Source organism: Paenibacillus sp. J22P51 (genome assembly GCF_059692215.1).
Genome location: NZ_JCAUAZ010000001.1, coordinates 661641 through 685600, shown reverse-complemented (window position 1 = coordinate 685600; position 23960 = coordinate 661641). Strand labels below are relative to the sequence as shown.

Annotated in this window: 15 protein-coding genes; 14 read left to right on the top strand and 1 reads right to left on the bottom strand. The window is 43.5% G+C overall.

The window, feature by feature from the left end; translation table 11 throughout:
• Positions 1–137: 137 nt before the first annotated feature.
• From AC58QC_RS02475 to AC58QC_RS02455, 5 genes are all read left to right on the top strand, one after another.
• Positions 138–6707 carry a PKD domain-containing protein gene (locus tag AC58QC_RS02475; protein WP_497413626.1) on the top strand — a complete coding sequence of 2190 codons (6570 nt, stop codon included), beginning with the start codon at positions 138–140 and terminating at the stop codon, positions 6705–6707.
• Positions 6708–6817: 110 nt separating this feature from the next.
• Complete coding sequence (locus AC58QC_RS02470; protein WP_497413625.1) at positions 6818–7618, top strand: Cof-type HAD-IIB family hydrolase; 801 nt, start codon at positions 6818–6820, stop codon at positions 7616–7618.
• A 116-nt stretch (positions 7619–7734) separates the two neighbouring features.
• Complete coding sequence (locus AC58QC_RS02465) at positions 7735–9549, top strand: hypothetical protein (protein ID WP_497413624.1); 1815 nt, start codon at positions 7735–7737, stop codon at positions 9547–9549.
• Positions 9518–10999, top strand: coding sequence for a glycosyltransferase (locus AC58QC_RS02460; protein ID WP_497413623.1), 1482 nt, complete (start codon positions 9518–9520; stop codon positions 10997–10999). The genes AC58QC_RS02465 and AC58QC_RS02460 overlap by 32 nt, the downstream gene beginning before the upstream one ends.
• Before the next feature lie 301 nt (positions 11000–11300).
• On the top strand, positions 11301–12386 hold the full coding sequence (locus AC58QC_RS02455; protein WP_497413622.1) for a hypothetical protein: 1086 nt from the start codon (positions 11301–11303) through the stop codon (positions 12384–12386).
• A gap of 69 nt (positions 12387–12455) precedes the next feature.
• Here AC58QC_RS02455 and AC58QC_RS02450 read toward each other — a convergent pair whose 3' ends face one another.
• Positions 12456–13085, bottom strand: a complete 630-nt coding sequence (locus AC58QC_RS02450) for a nitroreductase family protein (protein ID WP_497413621.1) — start codon at positions 13083–13085, stop codon at positions 12456–12458.
• 212 nt (positions 13086–13297) lie between these two features.
• Here AC58QC_RS02450 and AC58QC_RS02445 point away from each other — a divergent pair, with 212 nt between their 5' ends.
• The 9 genes from AC58QC_RS02445 (at position 13298) to AC58QC_RS02405 (ending at position 23938) form a co-directional block, all read left to right on the top strand.
• Entirely contained in the window at positions 13298–13579 is a 282-nt protein-coding gene (locus tag AC58QC_RS02445) for a hypothetical protein (protein ID WP_497413620.1), read from the top strand.
• Between the two features lie 71 nt (positions 13580–13650).
• Positions 13651–14124, top strand: a complete 474-nt coding sequence (gene queD / locus AC58QC_RS02440) for a 6-carboxytetrahydropterin synthase QueD (RefSeq protein WP_497413619.1) — start codon at positions 13651–13653, stop codon at positions 14122–14124.
• Positions 14124–14804 (top strand): 7-carboxy-7-deazaguanine synthase QueE, encoded by a 681-nt coding sequence (locus tag AC58QC_RS02435; protein ID WP_497413618.1) that lies wholly within the window; start codon positions 14124–14126, stop codon positions 14802–14804. The genes queD and AC58QC_RS02435 overlap by 1 nt, the downstream gene beginning before the upstream one ends.
• 65 nt (positions 14805–14869) lie before the next feature.
• Entirely contained in the window at positions 14870–15565 is a 696-nt protein-coding gene (queC, locus tag AC58QC_RS02430) for a 7-cyano-7-deazaguanine synthase QueC (RefSeq protein ID WP_497413617.1), read from the top strand.
• A gap of 29 nt (positions 15566–15594) precedes the next feature.
• Positions 15595–16272, top strand: a complete 678-nt coding sequence (locus AC58QC_RS02425; RefSeq protein ID WP_497413616.1) for a response regulator transcription factor — start codon at positions 15595–15597, stop codon at positions 16270–16272.
• A complete protein-coding gene (locus tag AC58QC_RS02420; RefSeq protein ID WP_497413615.1) occupies positions 16269–17663 on the top strand; it encodes a sensor histidine kinase in 1395 nt (464 codons plus the stop codon). The genes AC58QC_RS02425 and AC58QC_RS02420 overlap by 4 nt, the downstream gene beginning before the upstream one ends.
• A gap of 105 nt (positions 17664–17768) precedes the next feature.
• Positions 17769–20882, top strand: a complete 3114-nt coding sequence (locus AC58QC_RS02415; RefSeq protein WP_497413614.1) for an efflux RND transporter permease subunit — start codon at positions 17769–17771, stop codon at positions 20880–20882.
• Positions 20883–20894: 12 nt separating this feature from the next.
• Positions 20895–22193: an efflux RND transporter periplasmic adaptor subunit gene (locus tag AC58QC_RS02410; protein WP_497413613.1), complete on the top strand. Its 1299-nt coding sequence runs from the start codon at positions 20895–20897 to the stop codon at positions 22191–22193.
• A gap of 35 nt (positions 22194–22228) precedes the next feature.
• A complete protein-coding gene (locus AC58QC_RS02405; protein ID WP_497413612.1) occupies positions 22229–23938 on the top strand; it encodes a hypothetical protein in 1710 nt (569 codons plus the stop codon).
• The last annotated feature ends 22 nt before the right edge of the window (positions 23939–23960 follow it).

Genomic DNA, 23960 nt, shown 5'->3' with positions numbered 1-23960 from the left:
GATAAGGTCTGCCAACTGAAGCATCTCTTGAAAGAGATACAACGTGAATTGGTTGAAAAGATCGCCGCACTGCAGATACCGAAGAAGAGCTTGTGTTCGACACATCCTCGATAGTGAATAGAAAATGGTGATAAAAAATGCGCTGTAAAGTAAAGCATATAAGCATACTTATGCTAATACTGTTAACAATCCAGACAATACCGATTCAATATATTGATTTTATTTGGCCTTCTGCAAATGCAGCGACCCCAGATGAAACAAGGGACATGACATACACGGGAAACTCGCAAGCTGGGTTTCAAGCTGTATATAGCGATGCTAATAGTACAAATACAAATCCTTTTTCTGTAACAGCACCTGCTGGCAAAGTTATCAAAGAAATAGGTTTTTACATAAATGGGGAAACACAACCTGTAAAGAAAATAGATTCTGCTATAGGTCTAAAAAGTTGGGGTACATCAGGGATAAATTTTACAGGGATCCCTGTAGTTGTTGAATCCAAAGCAAATGATTCTGCTCAAGGGTATTTCGCGTGGTATCGTTATTCCCCAGGTAGTTCGGGAAAAACATTAGATTGGTATCAAGATGGAGCACTCGGCTGTGACACTCACTCAGGACGAGACTACACTGATAACGTTAATGGATCTATGATGCCCAAAAGTCCAAATTGCGTGGGAGCAGGTTTAACTCTAACAGCAAATAGAACAGAAGGTTATACGATAGTTGGTAGCGGAACTCCAATACCTTCAACGGTAGTTAATACTTCTGATATTACAGGTACAGCAACAATAATTAATGACTCTGTTCCAGGTCCTGAAGGAGTTCCTGATGGTGTAACTGTTGCAGCTAAAACGAATTATAATAGAACAGAAGGTATAACAGGAGATCCAGATCATTTTGTGGTTTTTTATAACCAAGACTTAAACTACGAATCTGACTTTGTGAAACAATTGGGATTACCTGGTGCAAAAGTAATGGTATATTATGCTGCTTTTACAGTTAATTTAAAATCCAAGACATATAAATACCCAGATCATATTGGGATTACTTATGAAACTGCAACTGGTCCTCCTAATTTGGGCAATATTTTCCTTGATGAAGAAGGACAATGTATTGAAGCAAACAAATCAACAAATTTCCACTTCTCATTTACAAATGCAGGTGGGACGGATGTTTCAACTTCATTTAATGTTAAAGTCTTGGTTGACGGGGCGATGTTTCAGACCTTAAATTACTCAGGTATCAACGCAGGTGAGAAAAAGACTGGCACGTTTACCAAGTCTTTTGCTGGAACTTCTCCCTACGCAATCGGTATCGTTATCGATACTGTATCCGGTGAGACAATAACCTCCGACAACAGCAAAACCATTATGGTTACACCCCAAGCTACCTGCGCAATAACCCCTCCAACAGAAGTAATTTCTGCCAATTTCAAAATTGAAAAACCCTCAATAGAATTCGGATCATATAACGGCATTATAGCAGATGCGATTTCCGTTACTGGCGGAAATGGATGTGGAGTTCAAGAGATCGCCTATACGGTCTCTCAAAATGGAAACTCAAAGGTGTATTCTTCTACCAGTGCTTTTTCATTCAATGTTGGCGGTCTACCACCAGACCCAGGTTGGATGTCAACGGGGTCTTCTGTCAGTGTCACACTGAAAGTTACATCTACATGTGGCGGACAAGCAGCGGCAGGACCGAAGACATTTCAAGTGACTGCACCAGCATCTTGCACATCATCAAATAACCCGCCAGTGGTACATGTGGGCTGGTTCCATGCATATGACTCTGCAGGGTTTACGCCTGAGAATATGTTCGCTGTAAATGATCGTGTTTGGTTACGAGTAATTCAAAAACCATCCATTTATCCAGGAGATCATGACGAACCATATGACCCTGATGGTGATCCTTACTTTCTTACATGGGATTTCTCAGGCAGCACTAGCTCTTGGGTAAAACAACTAGCAACCGATTACGGTTTATGGAATCACGAACCTGACGGATGGACTTATAATTTCAATGCCAACGTCCTTGGTAATCATAGTATAAAGGTAACTGCAACGGATAAATGCGGTAATCAGTCAGAAACTTCGGCAATCATGAGTGTTGTGCCTCCGAATCCAGTGCCAATTATTACGCTGCCACCTAAAGTAGTAGAAGGGCGTTCGTATACGCCTGCCATTGATGGATCAAGAAGTTATAGTCCTCTAAAACGATCCATTGTTAATTACAATTGGTATGGAACTGTTTTGCCAATCTACCCGAGCGCGGGGGATTACAATATTAAATTGGATGTTACAGATAGTGGTGGGTTAACTTCACTACAACCAGCAGTTTCCGTGTTACATGTGCTTGAAGACGTAGCCCCAATAGCAAGTTTAAGCTATGCCAATGTTGCGATCAGAGGCATTTCGATGAATTTTACAGATCAGTCGTATTCTCCTGATAATGATCCCATTATTGAACATACCGTAAAGTACATATGTGATAGAAACAACAACAGTTCGTATAGTGACGATACGTATATAGACGTCACTCTGGATGCTGCCGGAAAATTTGTTCTTAATCCTACACAAGTCGGGAAATGCAGCGTCAATATTCATATTAGAGAAGGTCTTGGACTCAAGAGGTCAACAGATAAAGATTTTCCATTCGAAGTTGTAAATATTATGCCAGAAGTCGATTACTCAGCTGTAGGTTTACAACCGCAACCAGCAAATATTATAACGGATGCTCCAACCTCAGCAGACCTTATGAGTCCAGCTTGGGGAGTAACCACACTAGCATCAACCAATGGTTATAAGAATTATGATATCAATGCTATTGATGGATCTTTGGAGACCTCTGGTGGTGGTACAACCGAGCCATACAAGGGGCTTACAGCCAATAACATTGTTACTTCAACTGTTAATCAAAGTGAGAGTTACTGTCCAAATTGTGGTAATACCAATTGGGGATTTTACGTGCCATTTGCATACACGCAAAACGAAAGGGTTGGCAAGCATCAGTGGGTTAACAGCGCTAGCGGATTTGGTGCTGTTGCTTTAAATGAGGACAGGCCAACTGATCCTTTTTCGCAACTTGATCTCATTGGTCCTACGTCGATCAATGTTGCAACAAATCAAATCTACGTAAGACAGGAACCTTATTATCGAAGTGTTGTAAATAATTTCGCATTTAAAGATAATCTCTACCGAATTACAGACTTAATCAACGCCCCAACAGGGGCTTGGTATGATTTAATGCGAAAGGCAACACCTTACTCTACAAACACACAATATGCACAAGGTACATATAGTTCAGGTGAAGGGCTCTACTTGGCTCCACCTAGTAGTTCTATACCACCACCACCTGGGTATACGGCTCCTGCACCAATAAACAACACTTCAATTCCAGTTATCGGTAATGGCAGCTATACAAAGATTCCCTCTTCTTTCAATAAAGATAGGTTAGGGAATTACTTTAAGGAAATTTGCGGCACCGAATACATGGACTCTTGTCGGTTAGTCAAGTTTAATACGAACGGACAAGTGTTATGGGACATCGATTTCGGAGACTATGCAAATAATCTAGGTACCATGTGGATAGTTAGTGCTATCTCCAAAGATAATTCAAAATTGATAGTATCTACGATGGTTGGGAATTATTTGCGTCATTTTAATTTCCTAGTAGATAATGCGACTGGATCAGTCATTAAAAGCTTTGTGTCAACCGATAGCTATTACCAGAACTTCGCTGTCCAAGATAATATAGATTTTTATTTGGGAGCCTATGATGACACAATCGCTTACGTACATCAAACACTTGTTGGTTCAAGTCCAATGGCTTATCAAATTTCTTGGAATTTAATATTTTATGACATGAAGACTGGAGTCTCGACAGACACTGGTCAAATTAAGAATTATAAGGCATATACTGCATATAATTACAGCTGTAATTGTGAGCCTAGTTATGACTACACCACTGTTATGTATGCAAAGCCAAAGGCGGTCGTTTCCGATGATGGGAAGATAATTATAGCGAATTACTTCTCTAATGTGTTGGTGTATGACATGCTAACGCATAACCTCATAGTTAATATTGCTAGAAAACATCCGAATGGAATGCCTGTTGATGATCCATACAACAATTATGGCGATACATCGAGTCAATCTACTTTAGGTACTATGCATTTAACAGAAGATGGGAAAGTCAAGATAGAATACATGAGTTATTGGGGAGGTGATGGTTGGGATAAAGGTTCCCGTGTATTGACTATCTCATCTGACCCAGATCTAGCCTCTACCTATTCTAGTTATGGCCAATTTACCAGTTCACGAACAATGGCCGAAGGAGATGTTTCCGAAAAGATTAAATTTAATACGAATACGTATAGCTATGGAAGTTCTGGATTTGCATTCAGAATCAAAGATAATCTAAATATGTATCGAACAGAACTTACACCATCCTCACTAAGTTTAGTAAAAATCGTTAATGGCATACCAACCGTTTTGCAGAAAATTACAAGAGATCAAACCATCGGTCAGTATTATGATCTTAAGACCCGAGTCCGCGGGAATCATATTGTGGTCTATATGGATGGGGTTCCGCTTATTGATGCCTATGATAACGAATTTACCGAAGGCAAATATGGACCTTATACCGAGGTTCCCTATGTTTCATTCAAGAATTTTAAAGCAACGATTTACGAAAGCGATACGCGTTTAGTAGCTAATCAGGCTATTGTAAATATGCTTATCACGTATAACACAAGTTATACAGATGTTGAGAATGATCCAGCTATTACGGATAAAGCAACGTGGACATTTACGAACATCTCACCGTATAAATTTTTAGATGCAGGCGATGGTGCTTCGGAACCGTTTGGAACGAACACGTATAACGGAGTTATCCTTCAAACGCCAAGTCCAAGTTTATCGAGAGTGGGATTATATAAAGTAGATTTCCAAGAACCCGATGATCCTGCTCCTGCTGGATTCAAGTATCCATCTCCTGTCTTTGCGATGTACCAGAAAATGTCTGATCCTGCTACACACACAATCGTTGTTCATCGTGTACCCATTGAACAGTTTGTAATATCAGAGAACCCCGATCACACCATTAATTGGGTTGAGACTGGTTATGATCCAGACAGATGGCTTAGCTCGACGAATTATTCAACCGAAGATACTGGTTTGGATTACAAAAATACGCGAGGTATATTTAACAACAGGTATAACTATACAACACCAAGTGGAGTCACCCGATTAGGAAAGCTCACACGACCTACTGAAACAGGTGTATATACCGTCAGAGCTGCTGTAGCAGACGAATATGGGGCCTGGAGCGATTGGGCAGAACAATCGATCAATATTACGATTCCGTTGCCAAATCTACCACCCGTAGTCTTGCTTACATTCCCTAATGGGACGCAAGCAAGTCCTAGTTACGTGAATACGCTGCAACCTACAATTACTTGGAATCAAACGGATCCGGATATAGGCACAACCTTTGCCGCTTTCCAAGTCGTAATCAAAGATGAGTCTGGCAATTTCGTTGTTGACAGTGGTATAAAACCACAAGGAACTTCTGCAACCGTACAGGAATGGATTACATCTCAAGCACTAGCTCAGGGACAAAAGTTCCAAGTACAAGTAAGGGCTTCGGATGGAACCGACTGGTCACCATGGTCGAACATTGGTTGGTTTATTACTAACTGTCCACCAGTCGCAACGATGACGCTCCCTATTGGAACTCAAGCTGTACCAACTTTATTCAATACACAGACACCAATCTTACAATGGAGTCAGACTGATCTAGACCCAGGAACAATATTTCAATATTTTCAAGTTCAAATTACGAATGAAGCTAATAACATCATGATCTTGGACTCGGGTCAACACTGGCAAGGGACGACCTCGACAACAGGGAGTTGGCAAGTCAATACAAATTTGCCTGCAGGACAAAAGTTAAGAGCTCGGGTTCGCATATTCGATGGATTTATTTGGTCCGACTACTCACCGCAAACATGGATGTACATCAATCGAGCGCCTATTGCCGATTTTAATTGGAGTCCAAAACCCGTCTGGGAAGGTGATGAGGTGAGAAGCATAAATACTTCAACCGATCCGGATGGCGATGAGCTTTCTTATTTTTGGACTATTGAAGGACCAGATGGGTTTACGAAGTCTTTTACAACAATTAACTTCACACAAAAATTTGCTGAGCCTGGCGAATACAAAGTGACGCTCTCGGTTAATGATGGGATTCTTACATCATCGGTGATCAAAATGATTACCGTGTTGCCCCTAACCATACGCTCTGATGTGACTTACACAGATCAATGGTTGATTGTGCATAGCCAGAAGGGACACCAAACACAGACAATACCCAAACAATTTTACTCTGGGGAAATTTTAAAAGTGAAAAGTCAAAGTGCTCCAGCCCCAGTGGAGGAAGTGATCGCTTGGATCGACACGATTGGTTTAGACGGTCAGACCCTATTTGTCTCGGAAAAGTTATTACCTCAATTAGATGATCACACCATGTTTAGTGGTGAGCTATTCGACAGCCAATTCCAATCTCTCAGGGAGGGGTTACCTCGAGGCGAACAAATCATTCATTTTCAGATGCGATATAGCAATGGCATTGTTAAAAAAGAAGATATACCAATTGAAATCATTGGGAATGCTCTGCAGTCTGTCGGTGTACATAGGGTGCAATAGAGTGGAGCGTTTATCTTTGATAACTGTCTTTTTCTTGTAAAAGCGATGAACTAGAAGTGCTCCTATGGTACAATTAGTCGATAAAAAGCGAACAAGGGAGAGAGAACACCTTGAACTATCGATTAATCGCATTGGATGTTGATGGAACACTTCTGAATGATGATCACGAATTAACGGATCAAACGATTGAAACCATTCAAGAGGTTCATGATCAAGGCTGTCATATTGTGCTTTGTACGGGGAGAGCACCTGTCAGTACGTTGCCTATTCTTGAGCAATTGGGCTTAGAAGGAACGATGATCACACACAATGGGGCAGTAACCGTTCATGCAGATGAGCGCGGGCAGTCGTTGGTGAACGAGTTTACATTTGAGTTATCTGAAATAGAGCCAATGTTGGCCTATGCCCGCCGAGACGGGATCCACTTTGATGTGTGTACCGCATTTAATATGTATATCGAACGTGTAGGGGAGTATGAGAAGATGATGTACAAGAAGTTTCTCATCAACCCTAAACTCGTGACTTCGGTCTCAGAGCTTGGCGTGCCGATCGTCAAATTTACGCTTTTTGCACAACCCGAGGTGTTGGATCGTGTTCAGCGCGATTGGGAGGAGCAGAAGCTTTACGGACATTTGCGGATGATTCGCAGCGGTGATTTGTTCATCGATGTGATGAGCCCATTAGCAAATAAGGGGAATGCTTTGAAGGCGTTGGCTGCTTCTTTAGAGATTGAATCCCCAGAGATTCTAGCAATTGGGAATTACTATAATGATCTAGAAATGATGGCATTTGCCGGGTTAGGGATCGCAGTTGAGAACTCGCCGAACGATGTGAAAGATGCCGCAGATGCCGTTACTTCTTCTAATAATGATGAAGGCGTACATCAAGCAATTCGGAAGTATTGTTTATAAAATAAAATTCAGATAAAACGCCTCGATATTTGAGGTTTTTTGTCGTTTCAGGGGTTTTTAGTACAAATTACCTATGGTAGAATGAGAGAAAGAATAATAGACGATGGTGGTGTGAGATGGGGAATAGTAAAGGATTCAGAGGAAAAGAGAAATTGATCGGAACGATTGCTGGTATTACAGCGATTGCTGCGCCATTAATTTTGGTTCCGGGACATCCTAGTTATGCTAAGCCAGGTGAGGAAATTGAAATTGAGCCAACAGATACGATACATACGATTGTATTGCCACAGAATGGTAAGAAATATATTGATCTAAGAGCACTTTACGGCGGATATTATTTGGATGTTATTTCATCAGGTACAAGTGCAGAAGGTAAGTTTACATTTGAGTATGATGGAATCTATGAAATAAATGCAAGTAATCTTGTTACTGGTACTTCTACTTTCACTGTGAAGAACAGCTATGAAGCACAGTCCATCATCGATACATTTGATGTTGTTGTGGTAGAAAATTCTGGAGATCCGGATGAATACGAATTTGACATTTATAATGCGAGTAAATTAATAACTCAAACTACACATACAAAAGATCAGGCTACTGAATTGCTTAAAAATATTAGCCCACAGACGGTTAAAAACACGGATCCGTTTTCTTACAATAATGGGAACACCGCGCCGTATCAGGTATATCCATCTTCTTCGCTGCTCCAAGGTGAAGTTGGAGTACCTATCGAGATCATGTCCATTCAGGATCAAATTAATACTTATTTTAAAGACGATGATGATGTAGAAGAAGGTGAGGGTGATTACATCTCACTAGTCTCGGTCGAGAGCAATGCGAAAATAAGTGTATCTCCGAAATACGAGGGTGAAGTCATTGTGGGAGAAGAAATAGTACCCCTCGTTGAAGGAGATGCTTTTCTTGATGTTGTAGTTACAGACCATCATGGCGGTTTCACGAAGGGACATATTCCTATTCATATTGACCCGTATAATTCACCTCCACTACTCAAAGCCAATAGTGTGATCGCTAATCATTTTGAAGCATGGAGTCAGGTACCTTCAACGCATGTCTTAAATCTATCGGAAAATTCTGAAATTGATCTAAAAGAGATTTTCTATGATCCTGAAAATGATCAAATGACGTATCAGGTATTTGTTGAATACAATGGAACACCTACGACACTAAATCTGGATTCATCAGGAACATTTACATGGGACACGTTGGATAGTTTATTGCATCAGAATGTGTTAAGAGTTAAGCAACTTATTGCCTTTGATGCTAATAATCCAAACGAAGAAACGATACTTAATGTTAATATTCAACTCTCATCGTATGAACCATTCCCTGCATCTTTAGATTTGTATAAATCGATAGGAGCAAATACGAGTAGTTATATTTTGGATTATACGAGTGAATATGGTTTTGGCGTAAATAATTCAACAATTACTAAAGCTGATATCCAAAATTCAACTTCTGTGACGGCTTCAGTTTATGAGACCCATTTTCTTAAATTTGATGTCAATGATACACCAAACAGTTCAATTTCTAAAATTAAAATATTGGCACATCAAAATGGTAATTCCAATGTCTTATACCAGGATGACTTTAACTTTAGAGTAATTTCATCGGAGTCGACACCAAATCCTTATGGGAAAGCAGCGATCAGTCCTCGTCCTTTATATCCATACTATAATAATGATGGATATGGAGGTAACAATTACTGGGCTGGAAATGCTATGTCGTATTTCAATAATGTAACCGTTACGCCTGAGGAGTTTACTAATTATTGGACGTTTGAGACATCAGCATCAGTAACTATGTACTTAACTAGCCAAGTACCTATAAGTACTTTGGTTACTTTTAAAATTGATCCGAATAATGGGAAGCGTGTTTTCCTTGTGCCATTCGTTCAACCGGCAGATGTATAAGTACCAGAAGGCTGATCATAACCACATTATCACCCTCATCCAATCCCAAAAACTCCAAGAAGCGGAAACCGAGCTCTTCCAAGCTATTCGCCAGAAGCCGCTCGAAGCACAGCTGTGGGTAATGCTAGGGGAAACGCTGCTCTTGCAACATCAAGCGGGTGCAGCGAAGCGGGTCTTCGACCGCGCTTGGCTACTGGATCCTCAAGCCAAGTGGGTTAATCACATCTACCAGCACATGCAGGAGATGCCGCTTGGCGAGCCGAGACCAGACATCGAGGATCTCTTGCATGTTCCCAAGGTGACGGTGACCGCGGCGATTTTATCGCATAACGAAGCTGCGAACATTGCGAAGTGTATCGTTGCCCTGCAAGGGGCTGTCGATGAAATCCTGCTTGTGGATTCATCGACGGATGATACACGCAGGATAGCTATGCAGTATCCGAAGGTAAGGGTTGTCCCGATCGTGTGGGAAGACAACTTTGGGGCCGCACGTAATATCGGTCTTCAGCATGTCCAAACGGACTGGGTCATCTGGATTGATGCCGATGAGGTCCTGATCGCGGAGGATGTTAATGCAATTCGAGAAGTTGCAGGAGTATTCAACCGGTTGAACACCGTACCAGCCCTCCATGTCTGGCATTTGAACCAGGTGAAGGGAACGATTCAGCATGATTTCTCGCAGGTGAGGATGTTCCCTGCACAAAGAGGACTTCGCTACTTTGGACGCATCCATGAACAAATAGGCACGGATAAAGGGATTTATCAGCTCGATACGTTTCGAAGAGCTGTTAAGATCCGATTAGATCATCACGGGTATGAACCAGCAGTCCTACAAAGCAAAGGTAAGCTAGAACGTAACCTTCGGTTGCTTAAGCTAATGATAGAGGAAGACCCCGGGAATCCAGGTCATTGGTTATTCTATGGTCGTGAATCGCTGGGGTTAGGACTCGAAGAGCAAGCACTAACCGCTCTACTTGAAGCCGAACGCTTAGGCCAACAGACTGCATTATTTGGCAGGATGCCTGAGATCTACCGACTTCTGATTCAAATCATGCTGCAACGCAAAAACTATACGGAAGCGGAAGCCTTCTGCCACAAAGCACTCGCGAAGTCTCCTGATTTCCCAGACGCGCATTACTTGCTCGCGCAAGTGCGCATGAGGCAAGCGGACGAGCTGCTGCGACAAGCGGAGGCGAGCATTAAGCAATCGCTGACTTGCTTACCGAATTACCGCGGCAGCGTGAGCGCCGATTACCACATTGGCGAATGGAAGGCGGCAACGTCGCTAGGCGAACTAGCCATGCGCTCGGGGAAGCTGGCTAGAGCGGAAGAGATTTTTCACAAGCTCAAGGACAAGCCAGGAGCTAAGGAAATCATCTCAGCGAAGCTCGCCTCGATTGAAACAGAGCGTCAGCGCTTGATACAATCGCAACAGCAACCACCCAAATAATAAAGACGATCACCATGCCTCAATGGGCTGGTGATCGTCTTTTTGTTTTTACATCAATTATTAAATAACGAATGCACTTGTGATAATGACAAGAAGGATAAAAAGAACTAATACCGCAGCTGCTGAGTTACCTACAACTCCTGACATGGACATTACCTCCTTTCGTGTTGAGTGTTATAAGATAAGATATGTAAGCTGGGGCACAAGTGTATAGACGAATATCCTGATTACTCATATTTTGGTCGATAATGGGCATGCTACAGAAGAATGACACAAGATCTGTAGAGGAGGCGAGTAAGTCGTGGCCGATATTATGCTAAGACCCGACCTGAAAACAGCAGGCGGCGAAGTCTGCGATATTATGTACAATGGGGAGTTTGTCGGTACGTTAACGCTAGTCTACAGGGAATCGGATCGTCTCAAAGGCGCGATTCATCTGGAGAAGCAATCCATTACGATTGTGAATAAGCAGGCAGTCTATGATTTTTCTCAGTCCTATATTCAAGATGTGATTGATGCGCTAGGCATTGTGGAGTGTGAGGTTACAGTTAGTTATAGTGATTATGATTTTGTGATCGCAACGGATCATGCGATTCAGCCGTCAACGTTTCAGGAGGATTTTATCGGAAGTGTAGATCTCCTGCATGATGATGAACTGGACTATTCGTGGTTAAGAGAAGATATTAGCTTGGATGATCGGGAGTCGGAACTGCCTACAGAACAGCAGGATATGTTGGAGGAGCGAAAGCAAGAAAAAGGATACGAGCTCGTTATTGTTAGCGAAAATAGGAGCAGTGTAGAGTACCAGGTGTATGACAAGGAGGCAGAGTTGATCGCTGAAGCAGTCTTGCACATTTACGGATCTGAGGTTATCGGAGACATTACTTGGAGATTTGATCCTTTTGATGAAGAAATGGATATTGTCACTGAACTGATGGTGGCGGACTTCAATGAAGAGCAAACGGATTCGTTCGTGTTTCACATGATCTATAATGGTGAAACGGTCGATACGGTGGAGTTAACACATATCGATATGCTGGATTTGGTCGAAGACATTCAATCTGAAGATGATATGTGGATACCAACAAGTGATGACTATTCCATTGTTTTGGTCAGAGACGATTTGGATACGTTATCTTATGAGATTTATCAGCAGTCCTATGGTGGATTACCGATCGGGACCGCAACGGTGGATATCAGCTCACGGCAGCTGACTGGGTTTATCGATTTCCGTGAGCCTGGCGACTCCGATGATCGGGAATTAATTGCGACGCTGCTGCTGGATGAGCTGGATAAGGAGAAGGAATACGAAACCTTCAATTTATCTATGCTTTATCGGAATAAGCTCATCGACGAAATTATGTTCGAAACGGAACAATTCCACTAATCAAAAGCGTACAAAAAAGGCATGATCTCTCATCCTAACATGAGAGTCATGCCTTTCATTCATTTATATTTAGAAGGAGTTGGAAACTGTGATTTGATCTAATGGAAAACGGCCAGCCGAACGTGCTGGAGTAGCAGCCAAACCAACGCTGATCAACATAACAGGCACATAACGAGCTGGAACGTTGAAAGCTTCTACGAATTTACCAGCATCATAGCCACCCATCGGGCAAGTATCATAGCCAAGTGCTTTCGCTGCAAGCATCAAGTTCATAGCTGCCAAGGAACCGTTACGAATCGCTTCATCACGAGCAACTTGTGGGTATTGGTAAGCACCTTCGATTTGTGCTACAAGTGTATCCATCACTGCTTGCGGAAGGAAGCCGCCAGCAACAGCAGGACCGAATACGGCTTGCGCATTTTTGTTAGCTTCGAGATCACCTAGAACAGCGATTACGACGGAGCTTTCAACGATTTGCTTTTGACCGTAAGCGATTGGAAGTAGTTTTTCTTTTTGTGCTTGGTCGTCAATAACAAGAAGCTTCCAATGTTGAAGGTTCCAAGAAGATGGTGCCAAGGAAGCGGAAGTCAAAATTTGCTCAAGATCAGCTTGTGGCATCGTGTGCCCAGCTTGATATTGTTTAACGGAATGACGGTCTTCAATCACTTTCAAAACTTCATTTTGTACTTGTGTGTTCATTACGGATCCCTCCAAGGATTAGAATAAGTTCTTTATATTGTTGTTCATCCATCCAAAAGCATGTGTGTAAGTAGTTGGTAATCGATCGATGAACTGTAAACAACTTTGTAACACATTACTGTAATCATAAATGTTATAGTTGTTGTTGTCAAGAGAGTCTTTCCCGTTGTCGTAAAATGTTGGATAATGGAAAAAGAAAGGGGTTGTTCCTCTTGAAATTAACGCAAAAAGAGTTGAATCATCTTGTTTTTTTGAGCGAAGTCGTATTGACAGGGAAAAAGAAAAGTCTAATGGACGAAACGCTGCAATGCTTACTTTATATTGTGAAATCTCTCGAAGAAGTAGAGCTTCCAGATTCAGTTGTTGGACAGATTGAGCGGTTGACTGCTTTAATTGAAGCTGACTTGCGTGAGGAGAATGAACGCATGCAAGAGATCCGCGGCCATCTGGATTGGATACAGAAGAAGGAGCGAAATTCTTCCATGCCAAGCTAGCAAGGTGACAAACTGTCTATTTATGATATAATGTAGAGTACTGTTTTTTTTGAATATACGAGGTGATAATAATGAGCTATGAAATCCCAAGAAATGTGCAAGAGTTGGGGCGCGACATCCAAGAGAACCAATTGAAATATCACCATAAATCCGTTTTGATTTCCAAAGAGTTTACGTTTGACAGTGCGCATCATCTGCATTGTTATGAGGGAAAATGTAAAAGTCTACATGGCCACACTTATAAGCTGCAAGTAATTATGCGGGGGAAAGTGGATAGCCGAGGGATCGCAATAGATTTTGGAGATATTAAACGAATAACGAAAGAACGCGTGATTGATCGGTTGGACCACCGCTATTTGAACGACGTACTCCCGCCGATGAATACGACTGCTGAGAATATGGTGGTTTGGATATACGAAGAAATTCACCAAGCACTGCTTGATGAACAGCTGTATCCCGCGATTACACTAGACGAGATTCGCCTATGGGAAACGCCGACTAGCTATGCAGCCATCACTCGCTCGATGATGGAGGAGGATGTGTAATGCGCGATATTCGCATTCCCATGGTCGAGATTTTCGAGACGGTTGAAGGGGAGGGAACCCGTGCCGGTTTCCCGACGATCTTCGTCCGTCTTTTTGGTTGCAACCTACGCTGCACATGGTGTGACACCACGTACAGCTACCCGCCAGCGGAAGCCGAGAACGTCATGACCATTGCTGAAATTATCAGCAAGGTCCAGACGTTCCGCTCCCGGCATATTTGCCTCACAGGCGGCGAGCCGCTTCTGTACGGCGACAAATCACTCGCGCTGATCGAAGCGCTCGCCGAGCTGGAGCAGGTCGATGACCTGCACATCGAAACGAATGGTGCAATTGACCTTGCACCGTTCGTAGCTGGGGTCACATCACCGAAAGTGCGCTATGTGATGGACTTCAAGCTGCCTGATTCAGGTGAAATGGATCAGATGATCTACAGCAATTTCGAGCTGCTGCGCGAGCAAGATGAGCTGAAGTTCGTAATCGGAAGCGATCTCGACTTCCGTACAGCAGTCAGCGTATTACAGAAGTATCCGACCAAAGCGCTGCCGATGTTCAGTCCCGTGTGGGAAACGATGCCGCCGCGCAAGCTGGTTGATCTGATGCTGGCTGAAGGACTATCGAAGGTAAAGCTGAATATGCAGCTGCATAAGATTATTTGGGACCCAGCGATGCGAGGCGTCTAGCCTGCATTGTACTTTCCATGCGTACAATGCCATTTTCAAATTATAAGGAAGAGGTACTGATGACCATGAGTGAAAATAAAAAAAGAGCGGTTATTATTCTCAGCGGCGGATTAGATAGTACGACTTGTATGGGACTAGCCCAGGAGGCTGGCTATGACTTATTTCCGATTTCTTTTGACTATGGACAGCGCCACAAGATCGAAATCGAGAATGCCAAGCAAGTTGCTGAGCATTATGGGGTAAGTTCGAGGCACAAAATCATCAAGTTGGATTTCCTGCGTGATTTCGGTGGCAGTGCGCTCACGGATGATTCCATTGATGTACCGAACGTGATGGACGGTGCTGAGCTTGAAGAAATCCCGGTAACCTATGTGCCAGGACGGAATCTATTATTTCTCTCCATTGCAACATCCTATGCAGAAGTAACGGGCTCTCAAGCTATTTATATCGGTGTGAATGCCCTAGATTACAGCGGATATCCGGATTGCCGTCCAGAATTCATTCATAAGGTGGAAGAGGTTATTGCTCTGGCTACTAAGGTGGGCGTGGAAGGTAAAGGCATCACGATTGAAACGCCGTTGATCAACTGGACGAAAGCGAAGATCGTAGAGGAAGGTTTGAAAATCGGCGTTCCTTATGAGCTGACAACGTCTTGCTATAATGGAAAAGCAGAAGCTTGTGGCCAGTGTGATAGCTGTCGTCTGCGCTTGAAAGGCTTTGAAGAAGCGGGCTCCAAGGATCCAATCCCTTATCTAGCATAGCTGAATGGTTGGAGAAAGGCGGTGCAAGCATGACCCGTATTATGGTTGTTGATGATGACGCGGATATCAGAGAATTGATTCGCGTTTATTTGGCAGGGGAAGGCCTAACGGTTGTGCAAGCCAGCAATGGGCGAGAGGCACTAAGCCTCATGGATACAACGCCAGCTGACTTAGTCGTGCTGGATGTCATGATGCCTTTGATGGATGGCTGGGAGCTGTGCCGCGAATTGCGCAAGAATTACCCAGAGCTCCCCTTGCTGATGGTCACCGCGAAAAGCGAGTCAGTACATAAAGTGAAGGGCTTCCAGCTCGGTACCGACGATTATTTAGTAAAGCCTTTTGATCCAGTAGAATTGGTGATGAGAGTCAAGGCACTGCTCAAGCGATACCGAATTCATTCTTCTCAGGTAATCCTCATCGGGGGGATGACCATTGATCGCACAACGTATGAAGTTCGCTATCTAGATCATCGTATTACGCTGCCGTTGAAGGAATTTGAGCTTTTATATAAATTCGCTAGCCATGTTGGTCAAATTTTCACCCGTACGCAGTTGATTGAGCAAATATGGGGGATGGATTATGAAGGCGATGAACGTACGGTGGATGTCCACATCAAACGGTTGCGGGAACGCTTTGAGCCATACTCGGAGGGCTTTCAAATTACAACGATTCGCGGATTAGGGTACAGGCTCGAGGTGAAGGTATGATCAAATCGCTTTATTTGCGCGTGGTTGTAACCTTTCTAGCGATCGTAGTGGTCAGTGTGCTTGTCGCTTTTCCTTTGGCCATGTACTTTTTTACGAATATGATTTCAACGCAATTTCAATCAGAGATGCTAGCTGTTGGACGTCAAATTGTCACTTTAAGCAATGAAGTGCAGCCGAAGAACTTGGATTCCTTTGTAGCCGGAAGCAATCGACTGAACGAAAGTTATTTATTTACTTTAATTGATTCTAGTGGCGAATCATTAGAGCAGATCCCTGTGGATGCCAAGGGGAGGCCGCGGATACAACCTTCCGAGGTTGCAGATGTTTTAAAGGGACATATTTATAAAAGCTTAGACTCTAGCGCACCATTACATGGGATTAACTCGATCAAAGTCGGCATGCCGCTAACCGTTGGTAATCAGAGCTATGCTTTATTCATACATACGAACTTCACAGATGCTGCACGCAACCAAATTCAGACCTTGATCGTATTTGTTCTAGCCATTGTCCTGATCGTGGGGAGCATGCTTATTCTGATCGCTTCGCGATATTTGGTGAATCCCTTGAAAAAGCTGACCCTAGCAACTGAGAAGCTGGCACGAGGCAATTTTAATGTCAATGTGAACGTGAATAACAAGGACGAGCTTGGCAAACTCGCAGAGAGCTTCAATCATATGGCTGGAGAGCTCAAGCAGCTTGAGTTAATGCGGCAGGATTTCGTCTCAAATGTCTCACATGAAATTCAATCACCGCTGACGTCCATTCGCGGCTTTTCCAAAGCTCTGCGTGATTCTGATATAGCAGAAAATGACCGTAACAAGTATTTAGAGATTATTGAGCGTGAGAGCGAACGCTTATCGCGTCTGAGTGACAATTTGCTGAAGCTGGCTTCGTTAGAGTCAGAACATCATCCTTTTCATCCTTCGATATATGATTTGGATGAGCAGCTGCGACGTATTGTTGTATTCTATGAGCCCCAATGGTCAGCGAAAGAATTGGATATGGATCTGGCCCTGCCTCGTGTGAAAATCTTCGCGGATGCGGATCAGCTAAGTCAAGTGTGGATGAATGTGATTGGCAATGCCATCAAATTCACACCTGCGGGAGGTCATATTTATATCAAGCTTGTTCCCTTGCGAGACCGGGTTCAAGTATGGATTCAAGATAATGGGATAGGCATTCCGGTAGACGAGCAGGGGCGTATTTTTGACCGATTCTATAAGGTTGATCAGGCGAGACAGCGCGATAGCGGCAGCGGCCTTGGACTTGCTATTGTTAGAAAAATCATTGATATGCATGATGGAACGATTGAGGTTCAAAGTGAGGAAGGCAAAGGTACGCTATTCCTAATTGTTTTACCGACAACCCATTCGCCAACTAAAAAGAGTTAAGAAGAAACTTGGGAATGTTCACCAAGTTTTTTTATTTTGTTCATATTGAGTTCATATTGAACCTGTATCTTTAACTCACAATCATTAGTTGAGGGGAGTACAGGAATGAATCGACTCACACATTTTTCGATGAAAAACGTTTCCGCGTTATTCATCATCATGATCATGCTTTTTGTAGGCGGCTTGTATTCAGCAACACAGCTTAAGGAAGAGAACATGCCTAACGTTTCCTTCCCTGTTGTGGCCGTTACAACGACCTACACGGGCGCGCCAAAAGACGTTATGGATGAAATTACGGTACCCATTGAGAAGAAGCTGGCGAATCTAGAAGATTTAGACTCCATGCAGTCCACTTCCAGCGATAATTTCTCCATGGTTATTATTTTCTTCAAGCAGAATGTCGATATCGACAAGAAGAAGCAGGCTGTACAGGATGCCCTGTCTACCGTTTCCTTACCTGCTACAGCAGGTGCGCCGAAAGCTTCAACCTTCGGTGCGGCATCGTTCCCTTCGAACTATTTAGTCGCATATGCGAACGAGGGAGTAAGCCAAACAGAGCTTGATAAAACGTTCAAAGATACGATTAAACCAGGGCTTGAAGGAATCAAAGGGATCGACCATATGGACATTATCGGTGCCAGGGATACTTCCCTCGATATCGAGCTAGATGCAGCGGCCCTTGATGTCTATGGATTGTCACCAGGAATGGTGAGCAATGCCATTAATACAGCTGCGACGAAAACGCCAATCGGTTCTGTTGAAATCGATGGGAATAGCAAAATGGCTAGAGTAACAGGCAACTTATCCAGCTTGTTTGATCTACAAAAAGTAGAGATTACAACGCCGAAGGGAACCATCGTTACATTGGATCAAGTTTCCAAAGTAAAGGCCATCACCGAATCGGATTTCAATGGGCGATTAGATGGCAAGCCAGCTATTGGTATGATTTTATATAAAGCTGGCAGTGCGAACGCGGTTGAATTCTCAGAAGAAATTGAGAAGAACATTTCGGATTGGAAAACAACCTTACCGAACATTACGTTCAAAAGCACCTTTGATAGTGCTGATCAAATCAAAGAATCGATCTCAGGACTTGTTCGTGAAGGTATTGTCGGTGCAGTCCTTGCATCACTTATGATTCTAGTCTTCTTACGCAATGTACGAATGACGTTAATCGTTCTAGTTTCGATTCCACTTTCCATTTTGATCACATTATTATTAATGTCGCAATTAGATCTGACACTCAACACGATGACGCTCGGTGGCATATTTATCGCCGTAGGACGGGTTGTCGATGATTCGATTGTTGTAATTGAGAATATTTATGCATCCTTGGAAAAAGCGCAGGAACGTAAAGAATCCGTAATTGCCTTAGCAACGAAGCAAGTTTCGATGGCGATTACGTCCTCGACCTTGGCAACCGTTGGGGTATTTGCTCCACTTGCTTTGGTAACTGGGGTTGTAGGTGGATTCTTCCGACCATTCGCTTTAACGATTGCATGTGCGCTTCTTTCTTCCCTAATCGTTGCGTTAACAGTTATTCCGATGCTTTCGAAATTACTCGTATTGCGCAGTAAACCAGGTAAGGTGCAGCATGATGAGTCGGCGCCGACGAAGATGACGATGTTCTATGAAAAAGCACTGACTTGGAGCTTGAAAAATAGAATTAAAACGTTACTCATCGCTTTAGTTATGCTAGTCGGAACGATGGCTGGAACGATACCTTTCTTATCCGTATCATTTTTACCTGCCTCAGCGGCATCTCATATCATGTATTTCCAATTAAAATTGCCATATTCCACGTCATTTGATGCAACAGATAGCAAAACGAAAGAAATTGAAACGGTCTTACTAGACCTGAAGGATTCGAATGGTGAGCCCGTATTTAAGTTTGTTGAAGCACTAGTAGGTTACGCAGGCAAGGATGATGAGCGAATCCCTTATGCGTCTCAGATTTTCCTTGAAGTCAATGAACATGTGGATCCGAAACAAGTTCAGGAGCAAACAACAGCTTATATTTTATCCGAGCTGCCGAATGGTTCTGAAGTTGAGCCTAAGTCCATGGAAGGTGATTTCGGGGTATCGAGTACAGACTTTGCCTACACCCTGCAAGGTGATGATCAGCTTCAATTAGAGAAAGCCGCAAGAATGGTTAAAGAGAAATTGAACACATTCCCTGAGCTTGCTGAAGTTGAAGATAATTTGAGTGATGCCAAAACAGAAATTGAAATTGCTGTTGATCAGAAAAAGGCTAGAGCCTATGGCTTAAGCGCTGCATCCGTTCGAGATGCGGCACGCACATGGATTCAAAAGCAAAATCTAGGCGATATGAAATTCGATAATATTGTATATACAACAACTGTTTCATTGGAAAAAACGGACAAAGATTCCCTAGAGAAGCTGGGCAATATTCCGTTAACGGCTCAGAATGGCTCGATCATTCTTTTGAAGGAAGTCGCTAAAATCAATGAAACGAAAGGCGCCGCCTCCCTTGCCAGAGAGAATCAGTCGCAGCTCGTGAAAGTTTCTGCCAAAATCAATTCAGACGATAAAACGGCTGTAAGTGCGAAGCTAAGTACGGCTCTGAAGGAGCTTGAGCTTCCTGAGGGTGTTACACCGAAAATTACTGGCGTATCCGAGGATGTTAACGAAAGCTTTACCCAGTTGTTCGTTGCTATGGCCGCTGCCATTTTCGTTGTCTACTTGATCATGGTACTGGCGTTCGGGAATGCAAGTGCACCATTTGCGATTCTATTCTCACTGCCTCTAGCTGTCATTGGCGGGCTCTTAGGACTCGTCATTGCTAGAGAACCATTAACCGTAACTTCCCTAATCGGGTTCCTCATGTTGATCGGTATCGTCGTCACGAATGCGATTGTATTGATCGACCGTGCACAACAGCTGCGTGAAGAAGGATATACCGTTCGTCATGCTCTTATTGAAGCGGGGAAAATAAGACTTCGTCCAATTATTATGACAGCTGGTGCTACCATTATGGCGTTAATGCCATTAGCACTCGGTATTTCAGCCGAAGGCGGTCTTATCGGTAAAGGTCTTGGTGTTGTTGTTATTGGCGGTTTGATTACCTCTACGCTCTTGACGCTAGTTGTTGTACCTATCATTTACGAGTTGATTGAGAGTATGAAAAACCGTGTTAGCCGTATATTTAATCGAAAAAAAAGCAACGAAAAAATGACAACGAGTTCGTTAGAGGTATAAGGAGGCACATCGATGATTAACGAAGGTTCACGAAGAGGACATAGCAAGTATCGCTGGATGGGGGTCATCACGCTGTTAACCGCAGCGACCGTACTGGCGACCGCCTGCTCAGCACCAGGAGCTAAGGATGCGGCAACTGTACAGTTAACGCCTAAAGCAGTTAAAACAGAAGCCATTAAGCTTCAGAAAATAAGTAATCCCATTGAGCAGGTTGCCGATGTTGCAGCCGGAACAACGCTCGATGTCATGTCGAAAGTGAATGGTGAAGTTACTGAAGTTCTGAAGAAACGAGGCGAATATGTAACGAAAGGCGATGTCCTCTTCGTTATTGATAACAAAGACGCCCTATCTGCTAAACGCAAGAGTGAGCTTCAAGTGAAAAGCGCACAGGATTCTTTACAACAAGCTAGAGATAGCAAAGTGAATAATCGGAAGGACTTGGCTGATAACGTAGCTCGCACGCAAACGGCGTTGAAGAACGCCCAGCAGGATTACAACAAAATTAGAAATGATTTTGAAGCGGGAGTTGCCGTACAACGTCAAGTGGATCAAGTAAAGCAAGCGTTGGATAACGCACAAATGAGCTTTGATTCTGCCCAGAATAAGCTAACCGCCTTCGATAATACGGATTCGATCTCTGCGATCGAAACCCAAGCTGCATCTGCGAGTCTTTCGTTAGAGGATGCAACGCGCTCTTTGGAGAATTATGAAGTTAAAGCTCCAGGCAGCGGTATTTTGACAGACTTCACTGTGGTGGTTGGACAAACGGCCTCAGCTGCGGCAGGTAAGGTTGGTCAAGTTCAGCAGATCGATCCGATTAAAATCAAAACGGAGCTCGCTGAGACGAACTATCAGCTTGTGAAAAATAAGAAAGAACTTGTGTACTATAGTCCGAATACCCCTGATAAGAAAGGAACAGCCAAGATTAGTTATTTAGCGCCAATCATGAGTGCTGCTTCCAAAACGTATACGTTGGAATTAGAAGTCCCGAATCCAGATCGTACAATTCAGCCAGGTGGACGCTACTTAGTACAACTGACAACGGAATCTGAGGAGAAAGTTGCTGTTGTACCTACACTGAGTATCATTCGTGAGGAATCCGATACGTTCGTATTCGTACAGCAAGGCGATCAATATATGAAACGAAAAGTGAAGCTTGGGCGCATTAATGGTGAGTTCCAGGAAGTGCTAGATGGCGTGAAGGAAGGCGAACAGTTGGTCGTCAGTGGCCAGAACACGTTGAAAGATGGCCAAAAGGTGAATAGCCCAGCTGCTTCTGCTGGGCCAACTGCAACTCCAGCTGCCAAGTAACATCTTTGAAATTCATAATGAGGGAGAAGTTATAGATGAAAAAAAGACCATGGAAATCTAGTTTGACAGCTATCATGCTGGGAGCAATGATCGCTCAAGGAGGTACCGCAGCATGGGCTGCGGAGCCTTCAACACCTACTGTAGCCGCTCCATCAGTGAATTATGGCTTAACTAAGGATATTCGGGCTGCTGTTAAAAGCGTGTCTGAAACACCTACAGCGACAGGCTCACAGCTTGCTGTAACGGTACGTTTGTACAATGGTGGCACGACGCTTAATCGTGTACCAGAGCACGAGCTTCGCGTTCAAACTTCCGGCGGGATCTCTTACACGCTGAAACCAAGTGCAAGCAATAAAGCATCGCTGCAGCCGAAGGAAATTGCGGAACTTGTCTATTTCGCTTCGATCGATTCGAAGGAAATCGGCACGATTCAAGGGCTTTCTTTCGTGAATGTGGATATGTATGCCTATCCGAAAGTGGAGACTACTCTGCTTACAATGCCAACTAATCAAGTCTGGTACGGAGGCACAGGCAGTGCAGCGCTTGAAAGCATCGCTAACGTACAATGGAATCAAGCCTTCACCATTCCTGGTGTGAACTCAGGGCTTACGTATGCAACCGTTGAAGCTTCGATCCAGAACTCGCAAACAGGTCGCGTAGCCGTGGTTACTGTGCTTGTGAACAATTCGGGAGCGGGTCGTGAAACAGTTCCTTCTTTCAGAATTGATGCGCAGTCCGAGACGAAGAATTACGAGGGAAAACGTACGGAAACAGCTCCAGTTGTTGTGGGCCCAGGGGAGAATACCTTAATCCATTACGCTATCCCTGTTGAGAATGGTGTGACACTAACGAATTTGCTAGTGCTCTCGACAGATACGTTTGTCTCGAAAGAGGGAGGACAACCTACGGAGCTTGCCACAGGTAAATTGGGTATCAATTGGCCAGTGGATGGAAGTCCAGCGGCAGCAACGTATACGATCGGTCAACCAATTCCATTCAATGCGTCTGCGAAATCAATTAATAAGTTAATGCAAGCGTCTTTGATGGAGCTTCATCTGCATGAGAATCCAGGTGAGGGGTATAAGACAGCTGTAGCGAAGTTCAAATTAACGAACACAAGCACAGCTCCAATCGCTACACCAGCGTTCCTATCGGAATTAGCTAATAAGCAAGGTGTTACGTATCAAGGTGCTCGTCAAACGACCGTGACGAACTTGATGAATCCTGGCTTAAGTTATGTTGTCAGCTATTCTTATATTGTTCCTCAGTCTGAGGATGGCGAAAGCTTCACTTTGAAAATATTAGATGGTCAGACTGCAGCTCCGTATACGACAACGATTGCCGCGTTGACTACGGATGTCCAGACTGAAGTATCAGATGCTACAATTTCTTTGTACCCGTTTGACTTGAAAATTAATGATATCTCGACCAGTATGCAAACTAGTCCACAGTTAACTTACACCTACAAGCTGAGAATGGACCTAAGCATCACCCAGCAGGAAAATGTGGTAGTTGACAACAACTTCTCGAAATTAAGATTTGAAGTGGTCGACCCTGCAGGACGTATTGTTGGCACGAAGGATGCATCTTTCGCTGGCCCTAATAAATTAGTTAATGGTGTCCAGACATTGGATGCAACGAATATCACAACAGATCAATTCAGCTATCCATTCACGATTAACGTGTACGAGACGGTTGAAACACAGAACGGCACAGCTAAGCGTTTGCTTAAAACTATTAAATAATTGTTTCATAACGAAGGGCAGT